The organism is Leptolyngbya sp. PCC 6406, from assembly GCF_000332095.2.
Taxonomy (GTDB): Bacteria; Cyanobacteriota; Cyanobacteriia; order Phormidesmidales; family Phormidesmidaceae; genus PCC-6406.
In genome coordinates this window covers 3,633,480-3,649,163 of record NZ_KI913949.1, presented here as the reverse complement: position 1 = coordinate 3,649,163, position 15,684 = coordinate 3,633,480, and the positions used below count along the sequence as shown (strand labels likewise).

The 15,684-nt window shown below is 50.4% G+C and carries 15 protein-coding genes and 1 pseudogene; 8 read left to right on the top strand and 8 right to left on the bottom strand.

Annotated features, from left to right (window positions below; translation table 11 throughout):
- Nucleotides 1-185: 185 nt before the first annotated feature.
- A complete protein-coding gene (locus tag LEP6406_RS28460) occupies nucleotides 186-1,922 on the bottom strand; it encodes a mechanosensitive ion channel family protein (RefSeq protein WP_008317648.1) in 1,737 nt (578 codons plus the stop codon).
- On the opposite strand from LEP6406_RS28460, the gene LEP6406_RS34875 reads away from it, so the two are divergent.
- The 3 genes from LEP6406_RS34875 (at nucleotide 1,921) to LEP6406_RS28450 (ending at nucleotide 4,936) form a co-directional block, all read left to right on the top strand.
- Nucleotides 1,921-2,049, top strand: coding sequence for a hypothetical protein (locus LEP6406_RS34875; RefSeq protein WP_263971187.1), 129 nt, complete (start codon nucleotides 1,921-1,923; stop codon nucleotides 2,047-2,049). The genes LEP6406_RS28460 and LEP6406_RS34875 overlap by 2 nt on opposite strands.
- A gap of 276 nt (nucleotides 2,050-2,325) precedes the next feature.
- On the top strand, nucleotides 2,326-4,470 hold the full coding sequence (locus tag LEP6406_RS30440; protein ID WP_008317646.1) for a CHASE2 domain-containing protein: 2,145 nt from the start codon (nucleotides 2,326-2,328) through the stop codon (nucleotides 4,468-4,470).
- Nucleotides 4,471-4,597: 127 nt separating this feature from the next.
- Entirely contained in the window at nucleotides 4,598-4,936 is a 339-nt protein-coding gene (locus tag LEP6406_RS28450; protein WP_008317644.1) for a hypothetical protein, read from the top strand.
- A gap of 84 nt (nucleotides 4,937-5,020) precedes the next feature.
- Here LEP6406_RS28450 and LEP6406_RS32965 read toward each other — a convergent pair whose 3' ends face one another.
- The 3 genes from LEP6406_RS32965 to LEP6406_RS0216080 form a co-directional block, all read right to left on the bottom strand.
- Complete coding sequence (locus tag LEP6406_RS32965; protein WP_155834705.1) at nucleotides 5,021-5,158, bottom strand: hypothetical protein; 138 nt, start codon at nucleotides 5,156-5,158, stop codon at nucleotides 5,021-5,023.
- Nucleotides 5,159-5,339: 181 nt separating this feature from the next.
- Nucleotides 5,340-5,666, bottom strand: a complete 327-nt coding sequence (locus tag LEP6406_RS0216085; protein ID WP_008317641.1) for an ArsR/SmtB family transcription factor — start codon at nucleotides 5,664-5,666, stop codon at nucleotides 5,340-5,342.
- Nucleotides 5,667-5,944: 278 nt separating this feature from the next.
- Entirely contained in the window at nucleotides 5,945-6,913 is a 969-nt protein-coding gene (locus tag LEP6406_RS0216080) for a hypothetical protein (protein ID WP_008317639.1), read from the bottom strand.
- A gap of 189 nt (nucleotides 6,914-7,102) precedes the next feature.
- Between LEP6406_RS0216080 and LEP6406_RS28445 the strand changes: the two genes are divergently transcribed.
- The 3 genes from LEP6406_RS28445 (at nucleotide 7,103) to LEP6406_RS0216065 (ending at nucleotide 11,443) form a co-directional block, all read left to right on the top strand.
- Complete coding sequence (locus LEP6406_RS28445) at nucleotides 7,103-7,351, top strand: DUF2703 domain-containing protein (RefSeq protein WP_008317637.1); 249 nt, start codon at nucleotides 7,103-7,105, stop codon at nucleotides 7,349-7,351.
- 262 nt (nucleotides 7,352-7,613) lie between these two features.
- A complete protein-coding gene (locus LEP6406_RS0216070; protein WP_008317635.1) occupies nucleotides 7,614-9,662 on the top strand; it encodes an ATP-dependent nuclease in 2,049 nt (682 codons plus the stop codon).
- A gap of 5 nt (nucleotides 9,663-9,667) precedes the next feature.
- Entirely contained in the window at nucleotides 9,668-11,443 is a 1,776-nt protein-coding gene (locus LEP6406_RS0216065) for an ATP-dependent helicase (RefSeq protein WP_008317633.1), read from the top strand.
- Nucleotides 11,444-11,701: 258 nt separating this feature from the next.
- On the opposite strand, the gene LEP6406_RS0216060 is transcribed toward LEP6406_RS0216065, so the two are convergent.
- From LEP6406_RS0216060 to LEP6406_RS0216045, 4 genes are all read right to left on the bottom strand, one after another.
- Complete coding sequence (locus LEP6406_RS0216060) at nucleotides 11,702-13,018, bottom strand: permease (protein ID WP_008317631.1); 1,317 nt, start codon at nucleotides 13,016-13,018, stop codon at nucleotides 11,702-11,704.
- Between the two features lie 133 nt (nucleotides 13,019-13,151).
- A complete protein-coding gene (locus LEP6406_RS0216055) occupies nucleotides 13,152-13,400 on the bottom strand; it encodes a thioredoxin family protein (RefSeq protein ID WP_008317629.1) in 249 nt (82 codons plus the stop codon).
- Between the two features lie 48 nt (nucleotides 13,401-13,448).
- Nucleotides 13,449-13,865, bottom strand: coding sequence for a heavy metal-responsive transcriptional regulator (locus tag LEP6406_RS0216050; protein ID WP_008317627.1), 417 nt, complete (start codon nucleotides 13,863-13,865; stop codon nucleotides 13,449-13,451).
- Nucleotides 13,866-14,129: 264 nt separating this feature from the next.
- Nucleotides 14,130-14,993: an arginase family protein gene (locus LEP6406_RS0216045; protein WP_008317626.1), complete on the bottom strand. Its 864-nt coding sequence runs from the start codon at nucleotides 14,991-14,993 to the stop codon at nucleotides 14,130-14,132.
- An 87-nt stretch (nucleotides 14,994-15,080) separates the two neighbouring features.
- Between LEP6406_RS0216045 and LEP6406_RS34870 the strand changes: the two are divergent.
- Nucleotides 15,081-15,233, top strand: a pseudogene (locus LEP6406_RS34870) (phage integrase N-terminal SAM-like domain-containing protein); the annotation flags it as partial.
- 190 nt (nucleotides 15,234-15,423) lie between these two features.
- Nucleotides 15,424-15,579 (top strand): hypothetical protein, encoded by a 156-nt coding sequence (locus LEP6406_RS32955; RefSeq protein WP_155834704.1) that lies wholly within the window; start codon nucleotides 15,424-15,426, stop codon nucleotides 15,577-15,579.
- The last annotated feature ends 105 nt before the right edge of the window (nucleotides 15,580-15,684 follow it).

Here is a 15,684-nt window from a genome sequence, read left to right as displayed (position 1 = left end):
TACTGGGGGGGTGGGGGAGTGGGGGAGTGGGGGAGTGATGGGGTATTGGGGTAAATCCTGTAGGGGCAGGTTTGGCTTGGATCTAATGGGGAATCCGGGATGGGAGGCTCAAAACCCGCCCTGTTGTCGCCGGGTGACCCGGATTGGGGAGTGGGGAGTGGGGGAGTGGCGGTTGGAAACCGCCGCTATTGATCTCCATTGGGATGGCCTAGAGCCATCATTGGGAATGAATCGGAGATGGAGTTTCCATCATTCACCACAAAAATACGCTGTTGCGGCACCCCAATGGGAATCTGGGCCTGCTCAAAGGCTAGCTTGAGACGACGACGATATTCCCGAGCTACATCCCATTGTTTCAGGGGTTGAGTTTTAATCCAGAGGCGCAGGGTTGCTCCGGTGTGGTCTAGCTTCTCTACCCCCAGCAACAGCGGTGGTTCCAAAATCAAAGATCCCCAAACTCCATCCTGACTCATATCTAGGGCGACTTGGTTCACTAGGGCGAGGGCAACATCTAGGTCCGCCGTCAGTCCTACGGGAATCAGCAGGTCTACCCGTGACCATTCCTTAGACAGATTTTGCACCACATCAATTTGGCCATTGGGCACTGTGATCAGCCGTCCCTCCTCATTGCGAAGCTGGGTAATGCGGAGGTTCATGGTTTCTACAAAACCCGCTACCCCTGCCGCGATGATCACATCCCCTACTCCGTACTGGTCCTCTAACAGAATCAGAAAGCCATTAATTAAATCTTTGATCAGGTTTTGGGAAGCTAGGGATAGGGCAATGCCCAAGATCCCAGCCCCGGCAATTAGTGGCCCGATCTGTACCCCCAGTTGAGTTAGCATCACTAGCAATGCGCTCAGGCCGATGGTCACTGCCACTGTGCCCTTGATCACCCCGGAAAAGGTGGATAGTCGCAGGGCCAAACGCTGGGACGGCCTCAGCCCCGATCTGGAAGACCATCGCTCTTGGGGTTGATTTGCCTGCTCCTGCATGGCGAGAAAGAGGCGTTCTAACCAATCTTCACTCAGACGGATTAGGCCATAGGCAATGGCCAGGATCAACAAAAATCGTAAGGGTAACCGCATCGCGGTCATGATTAAGGGTTGTAGCCAGCGGCTATAGGGATAGAGACCGACCAGGAAAAAGCCTAGTCCCAACCACAACGCCACCTGCACGAGTTGTAAGCAGAGGTGCTGAAGCTGATATATGCGCTCTTCTCGATGACTAATGAGGGTCTGGCGTAGGGCCATGGTGGGCTCTAGGGTGGGGGTCTCGCGTCTCTCTCGACGGCGATGCTGACGGTGACGCAGACTCTCTCGACTACGTGCGATCGCAAAACTCCCCAAGATCACGCCCAACAGAGCGGCTATTCCCCAGCGGGTTTGTTCCCAGAGAAAGCTCCTTTGGCGTTCTAGGTAGTAGCGTACCAAGGCCCGCTCTACCGCCTGAGACAGTTCCAGCGCCCGGAATCTGAGGCTACCGGTTCCCCCCAGTTGGGCATCCAGAGAGGTGACTGTGAGCAGCACTTGCCCATTGACAAAGATGATTGGTTGGTTGCTCTCACCATCCAATTCTCGGGTCACCTCAATCGTCTCTGGAGCCCTGCGATCCTGGGCAATACGGTAGAGCCGCCGCTCAATTTCCCGAGCCCGTTCTGGGGCACTGAGGTGAGGGTCTGTGGCCGTGGTTTGGGCTGGGGCCGCCACCCGAAACACGACACGACCATCTAGGTAGACAGGGGCCTGAGCCACGGTTTTATCCGTCTCCATGAAGAGGGCCTGCACCTCTGGTGGAGCTAACGTTTCCAGATTGAGGATGGGCGGGAGAGCCTCCTCAACCTGGGCTAAGGCTACCCTCGGAGCTGCCACTGCCATTAGGATCAATGCGGTCAGACAACTGACCAAAAGCGTAATGGCCATGGATGTCGCCGTCCTTAAGGCGCTAGACCAGCGCCAAAGGGCCATCCTGCTCCAGCTCAATCGGGTCCGCCGCCGGAGACAAGTGCGGTGGTTAGCGACCATAGCAGTTTTCTCCCCCTGGATCTGACAGTCTTTTCAACACTCCCTAAAATAGGGCATAGGGTGGAAACCTGCTGGGAGTTGGGACGCTGGGGAAATTATCAATTAGCAATTGATAATTAAGGCTCTAAACCTATCCCAAGTCCAGACGTGGAGTGTTTCTGGTGGGGAAACTCCAGATTTCGAGCTGGACTTGGGATAGGAACAGGCTGAGGCTGTAGTTGCTGTAGTTGTTGTATTTGTTGGGTAATCCGGGGATGGAGGCTTCAACCCAGTCCGGCCCGGTCTCTGGAACCGCTGAGGCATGGTTGGGACGACTCTAGTTGGGCGCTATCGTCTTTTACGGTTATTGGGCATGGGGGGGTTTGGTAAAACCTACCTAGCAGCGGATGAACAGGAGGGCAATGGGCTTTGTGTTGTCAAGCACCTGACTCCTGGCAGTCAGTCCCCAGAATTTATGGTCACGGCCCGTCGTCTGTTTGACGCCGAAGCTAAGGCGTTGGGTCGTCTAGGCCAGCACGATCGTATTCCCCAATTGCTGGATGCTTTTGAAGCCGGGGGGGAGTTTTACCTGGTCCAAGACTACATAGAGGGCCAGCCCCTCAGTGATCTCTGGCGGTCGGGTCAACCCCTGCCGGAAGCAGAGGTGATTGAGCTGCTGCGGGATGTGCTCACGACCCTAGCCTTCATCCACGAGCAGCAGGTGATCCACCGCGATATCAAACCCAGCAACCTGATGCGGCGGCAGGATGGCAAGATTGCGCTGATTGACTTTGGGGCGGTGAAGGAAATCACTACCGAGATCCAGACCGCTAGTTTAGGCCAGCCCACCGTCAGTATCGGTACCCAGGGCTATGCCCCCGCTGAGCAATTGGCGGGGCGTCCTCGCTATAGCAGTGATCTCTATGCCTTGGGGATGACCGCTATTCAAGCCCTGACGGGGCGACCTCCCAATGATTTGCCCGAGCATCCCGACACGGGGGAAATTCTTTGGCAGGGTGCCGCTCCACCCCTCAGTCCTGGGCTAGGCATCTGGCTCAACCGCCTTACCCAACCCTCAATCTATCGTCGCTATCGGACGGCCCAGGACGCGCTGGCGGATCTGGATATTCTCCCAACCCTCACTGCTCCAGAGTCCTGGGACGGGATGGAAACCAGTTTGGGACCGTCCTCCCTGACCCAGCGCGTCCCGTGGGGTGGGGGAATAGCTGCCCTGGCTATGACGGCTATTGTCCTGGGAATTCATCAGGTGGGGGGCTGGGTTCCTCTGGAATTAATGGTGTACGACCGGCTTCACCAGCAACAGACTCCCACTGGCCCGGACCCCCGGTTGCTCGTGGTGGAGATTACAGAGACGGATCTCCAGCAACTTCAGCAACCGACGCCCTCGGATCAGACGGTGGCGTCGGCGATCGCCCAACTCCAAATCCACCAGCCTCGGGTCATTGGGCTGGACCTGCATCGAGATTTGCCCCAGGGAGAGGGACAAGCGGAACTGCTGACGGCCCTGAATGCCCCCAATGTGGTGGCGATTACAAAATTAGGGGATCGCGTTGAGGATACCATTCCCCCTCCGGCGTCGGTGCCTCCGGAACGGGTGGGCTTTAATGATTTGATCGTGGATAGTGATGGTGTCATTCGTCGTAACTTGCTGCTTGCCAGCACCGGGAATGATGCTGACAGCCCGGTGATGTATTCCTTTGCGCTACGGTTGGCGCTCCAATATCTGGCGGCGGTGGACATTACCCTGGACTCCAGCCCTGATAATTCCGCCTACTTTGCCCTGGCGGGCACCACGTTCTATCCCCTCTCTCGCACCTTTGGCGGGTATCAAGCCATTGATGATGCTGGATATCAGGTAGCCCTGCGCTATGGCACTGGCCCCACTGTGGCCCGTCGTCTCAGTCTGGGGGATCTGCTGGCGGGGGAGTTTGAGCCGGACTGGATTCGCGATCGCATTGTTCTCATTGGCACCACCGCTGCCTCCGCCAAGGATCTGTTCTATACCCCCTACAGCCGAGGGGCCACAACGGATCAGGATCACCTCATGGCAGGTGTCATGCTCCACGCCCACATGACCCATCAAATTTTGGCAGTCGCCCTCGATGGCCAGCGTCTCCCCTGGTCCTGGCCCGATGGGGCAGAAATAGCCTGGATACTCGCCCTGTCCACCGCAGGGGGACTGTGGGGCAGCCGCTGCCAACGGCTGCTGTGGTTAGGAATAGTAACGGGAGTCGGCTTGGGACTGGCCATCGGCATCCCAATCCTGATCTTTACCCAGGGGGGCTGGTTGCCCCTTCTTCCTGGCAGCGTTGCTCTTCTGGGCAGCATCCTCGGGGCTACACTCCACCGTAGTTTGGGAGCACAAGCCTTCTCTCCCACCCGGATTGCCCCGGTTTTACCCCCACCGCCAAATCCTCCCGAAGGCCAGATCATTCCCCGAAGATGATGGCTTTAAGTCCATTCCTGAGGGCACACAGCCATGCGTTCCTACCTTGGGTGTACTCGATTGGGACTGTATACCGCTATGGGAACCGCTATACACTCCCAATAGGCCCTGCTATTTTCTGAAGCCCGTGGACGAAACCTCCTCCTCCGATCAGCCCGAGCGCAAGCCCCGCGCCAAACGCCGTTCCCCCAAGGCCAAACCCCAACCCGCTCTGCCCCCCGCCTCTTCCCCCCCCAGTAGCAGCGGCCTGAAGGTGCAGGTGTTTTACCTCGCCGCCCGCAACACCAACCCCAAAGCCCCAGTCAAAGATGCCCTATGGTTTGCCGCCTATCCGATCATTCCCCGCGTCGGCGACTGCCTCTTCCACGATGGCGTCTACTACCAGGTTTCTCGGGTCTTTCTGTACGAAAATATGGCACCGGGCTGGTACGCCGATGTCGAGGTCACCTTCTACGGTCGCCGTTAGAGGCTGTTTGATAAAGGGGTTGGGGGGTAAAACAGCCCTCCAGGCATAAGCTGAACAGGCACGGGGGCCATCGCTGCGGGAAGATTAGATATATCGATTGGCGAGCCCTGTGAGGGTCATATTTTCCGCGATCGCATCATGGGGAATGAGCACATAACGCCACAGTTTGCCCCCATGCTGCTGCATATAGTCAGAGGCGTGCTGGCACCACGCTACCGCCACCTCTTTTTTGGCCAGTACTTGAGGGTCAGTACCACTTCAGCGCTTCCCGCTCTAATAGGGGATACAGCTTGCGGGAATATCCTTTGTGCCCCGGTTGGCCGCCGCGCTTCCGCTTCCCTTTGGTCTTAGGGTTGCCTTCACTCATGAGCCTACCTTAACCCCTATCGAGACCCTGAAACCCTTAATTCTTCGTGAACCCCTGAAGGCTTACAGCATCAAAACGGGCACTCCATATTTTTTCATACTCACTGAGATATGCTGCGGCTACTTTGAAGGTCTTCGGTTGAATCAGAATCACTTTTTCCTTGCCGCTTCGACGCTTGGTAATAAGTCCGGCTTTCTCCAACACACTGATGTGCTTTGCGATCGCGGCCAAGGACATCGCATAGGGTTCCGCTAATTCGCTGATAGTACACTCTGCTCTCGATACCCGTTCAAGGATGTCTCGTCGTGTCACGTCGGCGAGGGCACCAAAAATTTTATTAAGGGAAACACTTGAATCAACCATGTGGTTGAATGATAGGCCAAGGCCAAGGCATTGTCAAGCGCTCTGCTGCCTCCGTGAGTTATGCTTCCCAGCCACGCTGCGAGGGTCTTCAGGAATTAAATAGAATTGCTATATGAGTAATGGTTTTTGCTGAGCTGGATCGAGATGCAATAGTAGGGTGTGCAGTTCTTCGAGAGCCTGTTGCAGGACGTACTCAAGGGTTGCGGTTACTCAACTGAACTAACCCTCAAGGCTCTGGCCTGCTTGTTTCACACCATCTTGCATCTCGTGGATGCCTCCTACCAGCGCATCCGAACAAGTCGGGTTTCATAGAAGGGTTCCACCGGACCGCTGACCACCATGGCCCCCACGGGGGCAGCGGTTTGCTTAAAGCGGGGGTCGAGGTGGGAGTTTTCGTGATCCCATACCGACTCCCACACTCCATGCATGAGATAGGCCCGCAGATCGCCATCGGGGAAGGCGTTACGGAGAATTTCGGTGCTGACGGCTTTGCGGTAGTGGCGGTTGTCAACGGCACCGGGGAGTCCAGTATCTGTGGCGGCAGGCTGGTAGGTCTGCTGGGCGATCGCCAGCAGCTCTGCGGTTTTGGCCTCAAAGGGTTGCAGCACCCCATCCTGAATCATGACGTGGTTGCCAACGGTGATGTAGTGGCGATCAGGCAAATCCACTGGGCGGCGTAGAAAGGCTAGAATTTCCTCGGCTTGACGATAGATGGCGGTGCGATCGCCCGCCACCACTGTCTGATACAGACCCCTGTACGCCTCCAGCATCAGGGGCGTTTTCTGTGGCCCCTCTGGAGTCATGGCGTAGGCGTGGAGATGGGGCATCACCACCGTGTCAAACCAGCGATCAACTTGGGCGGCTTGCAGACTGGCGTAATCGGCAAAACGCACAAACAGCGAGTAGAAGTAGGGCAGGGAGTGGGCTGCTACGGCATCGGCATAGGCCGTTGCCAGCATCCCCTTATAGGCTTCGGGGTAGTTTTTCACCATCGTCGAGTCGCCAGTCATCTGCTTCACAGAGAGACTGAGAAATCCAGCCGCAGCTTGCAGCGATTCAGACTGGGCCTGGATGTTCTCCAGCAGAGCGGCATTTTCAGGTTCGGCCACGCGGATTTCGGCGTAGAAGGTGATGGCTCCGGCGGGTGCTGGGCGCTGGGCCTCAGCCGCTTGGGCCTGGGGGGTAGCGGCAAAGCCCACGGCGGTGAGGGCAGCACCGGCAGAGAGAAAATGACGACGGTTAACCATAAAACGATGTAGTTATGAAAACGATAGGATGATGGTTGCAACGGGCCTGAAGCTAGGAACGGCTTAAGCAGCAACTGTGCTGATGGTAAAGCCTGTACTTGGGTATAAGGTCAAGGGTTTTTGCAACTTTTGCGTCCTTTTTGCAACTTCGTCGTCTACCTGGGTGAACATCAACGCAGGAGGACTGTGATGAATCCGACAACGACCCTACCGCGCACCCTCACCATCGAACTGCTGGCCCTTGACTTGGCCACCTGCTCTCGGTGTACGGGCTCCTTGGCTAACCTGGAGCAGGCGGTTGCGACCCTTCAGCCCGTTCTCGCCAGCACCGATACAGCGGTTGAGTTCTACAAAATTGTGGTGGAGTCCGAGGCCCAGGCCCAGCAGCTTCGGTTTGTGAGTTCTCCCACCATTCGGGTAAATGGTCAGATTGACTAGAGGTGTGTGACCAATGATTTCAGTAGTATCGGCAGAGATTTTCATGACGCTTTGATACTAACGCCTTGGTAGATTATGGATAGTATATAACTCATTGTGACTATGCCCCACAAGCCTGATTTATATTTGATCTGGTTGCGTGAACTTGTAGTAGATTCTAATTTTGTTTTCATTGTGATGATGATCACAGACACAATAATCTTAAAGAAACTAAGCTCAGTTAAGATGCCGTCAAAATTTTAGATTTACGCAAAAAAGATTTATGAAAATACGCAAAATATCTATTCGAAACTTTCGAAATTTACGTAGAGTAGATATATTCCCAAGGGGTGTAACGGTCATTCTTGGGGAAAACAATGCTGGAAAATCTAATTTTCTTCATGCTCTCCGTTTACTCTTTGATCCACAGGCAGAGAGCTTAAGACTTGCTTTGTCACAAGAAGATATTAATGACAATGCAAGGGTGGCAGGAGAAAACTATTTTTCAATAAAAGTGGAACTTGGTGACCTTCAAAAGCACATTGAAGTGGAAACGTGCTTTAGAGAGCGTATAGAGCAAGATGGTGAAGAGACTTTTGTCACCATTGAGGGAAAATTTGAGCTGGACGATGATGGAATTTATACCTGGATAACTCAACTACTTCCACCAAATGGAAGATCTAACAACCCTATTTCGATGTCGCGTCGAATGGTTCGTGCCGTGCCACTTTATTTCCTAGATGCAGTTCGAGACGCAACACGTGACACACGCGCAACAGGACGTGGATTGCTTGCTCAATTGTTAAGTGAAATAGACTTTACAGACGTGCAAGACGATGTAAAAAGTCATCTTTGTAATGCCAATAATGCTCTGAGCAAGGGACAAGACATATCAAAGCTCGCTCAGGGCTTGACTAAGCAATTGACACCATATATGCCTGGAGGACAAAGTGAAATACTTGTTGCCATTGCAGGCGAAGATACATCCAGATTAGTGCAAGGTTTTCGACTAAACATACGAAAAACTGTCGGTTCTATTCAGTCAGACATATCCCGTCATGGAACGGGATTACAAAATCTGACTTTGATAGCAATGTTTCGCCATCGTGTAGCATCAGAAGATCGAGGTACTCCTATTTTAGCAGTTGAGGAACCAGAAGCCCATTTGCACCCTCATGCACAACGTTCCTTATTTAAGGATCTAGCTGAGATTAATGCACCAATATTCCTCACAACGCATTCTCCTTCAATTATTAAATATGCTGATCCCTTCAGTTTAATTCTTTTGCGTTCTATAGCCTCAGATGAAACCCAAGCATATCAGTTGGATCCCAGCAAGTTAGGGAGCACTGCCCGCAAAGAATTAAGCCATTTTATGCGAGAGGGAAAAGCTGAGGTTTTCTTCTCTAGAGCCATCCTAATTGTTGAGGGTGAAAGTGAATTAATTGCATTACCAGCTTTTGCTGAATTATTGGGCTGTGATTTGGATAGAGATGGGATCTCTATAGTATCAGCAGGTGGATATAAGCAGTATTCCTTTATCATTAGATCCTGCCAAAGTGATCAATTCAAAATTCCTGTAATAGTTACGTATGACACCGATATACTAGAGAATACAAATAAACTAGTTGATGCAGCATATCATTCTGGCTTAATAGATAAGGATACATGTCTTGCATGCAAACAAGATATACCTGAAATAAAAACAAAACGCGAAAAAACTTTAAGTGAAGTAGGTTGGATAGGAGCAAGCGAATGTTTTGAGGAAGAGATATGTAGAAGTGGATACTTAGGTGTTGTAATTCAAGCAATTAAAGATGCAGATCCAGAACATGACTCACAATCCAAAGCATTAGATTCACACTTGGAAAAAGAAAATCTCAGAAAAGATCCAGTAGGGATTTCATCTTTCATAGCAAAACGGGACAATCTTAAAATTCCAGTAGCACGTGCTGTTGCCGAGACGGCAGCAGAAGTGAAGCGTGTTCCTGATTGCTATGCTAACAGTATACGAAAAGCTGTTTTAGAAAGTATAGGTGGTATTCCTGTGGATAATTATTTTGAGCAGCGTGCTTGCACTGCGGGTTTCTATGATGTAATTCGAGAAACTCTACTATCCAATTATTCTGAAAGATTGACATGCTTTCTGGCAGAGATGCAATTAGAGGAAACTCCTAACAGCCTTATTCAATTTATAGGAAAGTCGGAGGATAGTTTACTGATTCAGCACGAAGTCAGGCTAGCTGTAGCTGATTCAATAGAAAGATGTGGCTGTCAAGAATATGCTGAGTTGATTAGACGAGAGGTTGAGAAAGCTGCTGATAATGAGTAACTCTTATGACTCTTACACCAGAACAAGATTATATTGTTCATAAAACAACTGGACATACTGTTGTCCTCGCTGGACCTGGGAGTGGCAAAACCCACACCATAATCGAGAAAATATCTTATATTTTTGAGAATAATATCATTCCGGAACCCTATGGTTTACTGGCAATAACTTTTACTAATGCTGCTGCCAATGAAATACGATCGCGACTACGCGCAAAAGGTTTTCAACAATTAAGTCGGGTTTGGATAGGGACGTTTCATGCATTTGGGTCTTATTTGTTAAGATGCTATGGAAGTGATGTCGGCATCCAAGAGAACTTTGAACTACTTGAAAAGGATGTACAAGAAGAGATTATTAGCAATGTAAAATCCAAGTGTTTAAAGGGGGTTTCATCTAGTAATTTCAAATCAACACTCGAAAGACTCAAAAGAAAAGGGATTTATCCAGGGCACAATGATGATAGTTTAGATCTGAAATTACGCATTGCTTACACAAATTACCAAGAAGAGCTTGTTCGAAGAAATGCCCTTGACTTTGGAGATTTAGTGGCATTAGCAGTTCGCTTATTGCAAGAATCAGTTTTAGCAGGTAGGCTCTTTAAAAACTTCTTCCGTTACATCATAGCTGATGAATTCCAAGATAGCGATCTTCAGCAACTTGAAATGATCTCTCTTCTAGCAAAAGATGCTGTTGGGAGTACCATAGTAGCAGACGATGATCAAGCAATTTATAGATTTAGAGGTGCAGTCAGGGAGAATGTCACTAGAATAGAAAAATCACTTAATGCCGAAAAAATCATTCTGGGAACCAATTTTCGATCTGATCAAATTATCGTTGATGCAGCTAAAGCTATAATCGGATTCGAAATCAATCGGGCACCTAAGGAAATCCAAGCTGCGTCAAAAAATCTTGGATCTTTGTATAAACGTGAGTTTCCCACTCACAATGCTGAATCTGTTCAGATAGCTCAGTGGATTGCGCAATTGGTAATCGAAAATAAAACTCAAACCTTGGGTGAGATTGCAGTTATTACCCGAAATAGAGCAAGGGTAAATGAAATATTGACGGAGCTAGATAAGGTTGCGATTCATTGGTTTGACAGGAGTCGATTAAACTTCCAAGATTCATGGGAGATATCCTTAGGCTTGGCAATTCTGTCTTTGTCTTGTGATCTGAATTCTAGTATTCAACTACGAAAAGTATTAGATGTTATTGAAGATGAAGGAATATCCAATCGTCTTGGAGATAAAGATGCTCTAGACCTTACAATAAGAATTCGCGACTGTCTGTTAGAAAAGCTGGATTTCCAACCTTCTCCTGAAAAAGTTGAGACTATTTGCGAGATAGTGTGCCTGGAGACTCTCATTCAAGATGTATGCTGGAGTTCCACTGAGGCGAATCGATTGCTAAGTAATTTACATAAAATGCTTGATGATTTAAAGCAAGAAGCGCAGTCTCTCGGGTTAAACCTATCTGACGCTATAAATCGTTTGGCAGGATATAGTGCTGTCCAGATTATGTCAGGACATGCATCTAAAGGAAGAGAATTTGACTATGTTTTCTTGGCTGGACTTGAAGATGATGTACTTCCTTTTTACAAAACTCACAGTAATGAAAAAGATCTTGCAGAAGAACGTCGAATTTTCTATGTTTCTGTTACACGAGCACGTAAAGCTGTTTATTTAACTAGCGCAGTAAAAACCACCAGAACATGGAAAGGAAAGCCATCTCGATTTATTAAGTATATTCCTGAAGACTTATTTACCCCCCTTCCAGAATAGAGATTTAACAGTCGATCCTATTTTACATTATTCGCTATTCGCTGCAAGATCCCCAAAATAAAGGCTCCCAATCATAGAAGCCAAGAAAACGCTTTTTCATTAAGCACACAATTGAAAGATCAACTCAGGGTGAATGTGTAGTGTCCCAAGGTCTACCCCGAGGGCGGCTGTACTGATGGTAGAGCTTGTATATGGGTATAAGGTCAAGGGGAGGGAGGGATAAGCGATCGCCAATTAGCAAACCTGTCAAACCAATACTCATCCCCAAATCGCGCCAAACACTATCCCCGAAATCGTCGCCATCACTACCACCAAAGCCACAAATACCACGGTCTTTTTTGTGCCCATAATGCTGCGAATGACCAGCATGTTTGGCAGCGATAGGGCCGGCCCCGCCAGCAGCAGCGCCAAGGCTGGCCCTTGTCCCATGCCATTGCCAATGAGTCCCTGTAAAATCGGCACCTCGGTCAAGGTGGCAAAATACATAAACGCCCCCGCCAGCGACGCAAAGAAATTAGAGAAAATCGAATTGCCCCCGACTGCCCAGATAATCCACTGGGAGGGAATCAGCGCCTCTTGGCCAGGGCGACCAAGCAAGGCTCCCGCCACCACCACCCCAAAAAACAGCAGTGGCAAAATCTGCTTGGCATAGTCCCAAGTGGTCTCAAACCATTCGCCAGCCTCGTCTTTGTTGGTGCTGGTCAGCCACGAAAGCCCGATCACCGCTGCCGCAAAGGCAATCATCGGCTGCGCGGCAAACTGAAAGGCCAGCACGGCGGTAACGCCGGTTACGAGCATGACTTTGCCCCCATTCAGCTCAAACCAACGCACTAGAATGGCCGCCAAGGCAACGCCTAGGGCTCCGGTAATCCACCACTTAGCCCCATAGATAGCGGCCCAAGTGCCCGCTGCCTCAGCGGGTTTAGCCCAGTTGGCGAATACCAGAATACCCACCATCACTCCAAAGAACAGGGTATTTTGCCATAGCGGGCGAGAGACCTCTGGCTCCGGCAATCCGGCTTGGGCTTCGATTTTCTCCAGCTCCTCCTTGCGAAAAATAAAGGCCATCACCAGCCCAATCACCACACTAAAGAGAATCGCCCCAACGGCCCTAGCGATACCCAACTGGAGGCCCAACACCCGTGCCGTGAGAATAATCGCCAGTACGTTGATGGCAGGGCCAGAGTAGAGAAAGGCTGTCGCTGGCCCCAGCCCTGCCCCCATACGGTAGATCCCGGCGAACAGCGGCAGTACGGTGCAAGAACACACCGCCAGAATGGTGCCCGACACCGAGGCCACACTGTAGGCGAGCACTTTGTTCGCGTTGGCCCCCAGGTATTTCATCACCGCGTCTTGGGAGATGAAAACCGCGATCGCACCGGCAATAAAAAATGCTGGAATCAGGCACAGCAGCACATGCTCCTGGGCATACCAGCGCACCAGATGTAGCGACTCAAACACCGCATTGCGCAACCGCTCCGAGTTTTGAATCGCCTCCACCGGCAGATAAAAGCACACCAGAAACCCCGCCACAATCCACAGCAGCGGTTTCCATTCCGACTTCCAAAAATGCATAAAACTACCCTCCTCTCCGATGCGATCGGGGAGATGTGATGTGAATAACGCTAAGCCTTAATCTCGTTCAGACCTCCGGGTTCTTTTTTGCTAACCCAGGAGGCTTTTGCATCCCCGAGCAGAACCCAGAGGTCTAGTTCCCTGCGGTCAAGAGAGCCTCAATATCAGTGGGGTCCAGTACCTTGCCCTGGCTCAATACTTTGCCATCGACCACCAGAGCCGGGGTTTTCATCACCCCACGTTTGACAATTTCCATGGTGTCGGTGATGTGGGCAATGTCAGCGTCTAGGTTGCGGGTGGCGATCGCCGCCTTGGCATTGGCCTCCAACTGCTGACATTTCTTACAGCCTGTACCCAAAATCTCAATGTGAAGGGTCGTCATCGGTCTATACCTCGTGATGGTGAAGGGATGGGAGAGGTTGCGTCACAATTAACCAGCAGGCGGGAACGAGTGCTGGTCAAACACCACACACTGTTGCCCTGGCTGGGATTGCTCTATGCCTCGCTGACACTGATCGAGGAGAGGGGCCAGTTGTGTTCTCAGGGTTTGCAGCTTAGCGATCGTCTCGTCAATATGTTGCACTTTTTTGAGCAGGCGATCGTATGCCTCCTGGCAAGACAACTGCTGCCCGTCTTGCAACGCCAGCAGTTCCTTAATGTTGTCCAGGCTCAGCCCTAGAGCTTTAGCTTGGGTAATAAAGGTCAGGCGATCCAGAGCAGGCTGATCGTAGAGGCGATAGCCCGCTGCCGTGCGCTGGGGACTGGGCATCAACCCAATCCGCTCGTAGAAATAAAGGGTCTGGGGATTGAGGCTCAACCGACGCGAGACTTCACCGACTTGGAACATGGCTCTCACTCTGCGACCTTTCCATGGTGAAATCCTACTCCTTATACCTAGGTATAGGGTCAAGGGTTAGGCGTTAAAGTTGATGAAAGTTGTCTAGTGCTTGTTACTATAGCGATCCTGCATGAGCCTTGGGCAAGCCTCTTGTTCCGTGGGTTACGCTTCGCTTCACCCACGCTACGAAGGTCTTCAGAAGTCAAATGGGATTGTTATACCTACATTATTAACAAGTACTAGAGATATTTCCCATCCGCTGCATTGCAATGATTATGCGGCTACCAGGAGCGGCAAACTAATATTATCAAGCAGCTTGATAACGTCTAAGGTTGCTAAGTTTTTAGACCCCGTAGGTAAGAACTCAAGCACACTACAACCCACTACATCAAAATTGTTTCTCAAGCCAACTAATAAATCCCTGAGTCTTTCTATGTATATCCCACCTGATGTGGGGCAAGCCACATGAGGAAATTCTTCAGGCTCGATTACATCCAAATCAAGATGGATATAAAGCTTGTCAGCATTAGTCTTGTCTAGCATTAAGAATAACCGATCAATATCCCCATCGTTTATTGATTCAGCAGAAAAAATAGATAATTTTTTCTGCTGAACAAAACTTTTTTCAGGAGCATCAAACTCCCTTGCCCCAATCAGAAATACTTGCTCTGCGCGTAATGTTGAAAAAGTTTGATTCACTATGTCTGCGTCGCCTTCACCCAGTAAAACGCGCAACGGCATTCCGTGGAAATGAGCACTAGGAGATGAACTAGGTGTATTCAAATCTCCATGAGCATCTAACCAAATGACATTTAAGGTTTGAGCATATTTTTTATTTAGAAAAGAAACTGGAGCAATTTCAACGCCACAATCTCCTCCAATAGTTAAAATACGTTCTGGGCTATGAGCCTGAATCACCTTACAAGCATCTAGAAGTTGAGAAAAGATTTGGCTGTATCCCAGAATATTTTCATCCCCAACTAGCGAATAAGTTAGAGAGCTAGGAATCTGAGCAAAGGGAATTCTATTGTGCAGAGACTTGTAAAGAAGTTTAGCACCTTCATGAATTTCCAGTCTTCCTGAACCCTGCCATTGTGGAAAAAAGAGATTCAGGGTTTCTTGTGAAAATTCTGGCATTGTTATCTCCTTTCAGGCGGTCTACCCACGCAAGCAGAACCTCGTCCTAAGAAACTCCTCGACCAGGTTTGAGACGCTGTTCGTCTAAAGCACTATTCCTACCGCACAGAGCAAACCTACGTGCGGTGGATTCGCTGCTACATCCTGTTTCATAACAAACGCTATCCTCTTACCCGCCTTGCTGAGTCAGATTGGGGTCCATTGTTTCAACTACATCAAGGACTCCGCCGAAATCAGTAACGCTGCCGCTGCGGGAATGCCGCTGCGGGCCTATCGACCCGGCCACAAAGCCAATCAGAACTTCGGTGCATCTCAATTTGGCAACTTTGCCCCTCATCCCCCAGCCCCTTCTCCCAGAAAGGGAGAAGGGGGGCCGGATTCAAAGTCCCTCGCCCTTTGGGAGAGGGATTTAGGGTGAGGGGCTGCAAAAGTGAGATGCACCCAACGTCAGGCGACCCAACAGCCCATTTTTCAAAAATTTCAGCAGGTGGGCGCGGCCCAGGCTGGACAGCTTCAGCAGCGGGATCAAGAGATTGCCCAGCTCCGGCAGCGGATCATGAGCCTGGACTCACAAGCTTGGGCTTGAACCCCCGCGAATGATAATGCCATCTTTTAAGGACATGAGAAATATCTATGGGATTTGCGGTTTACATAGATTTAAGTAACTACTAGACTAAAGCAAATAGATGAG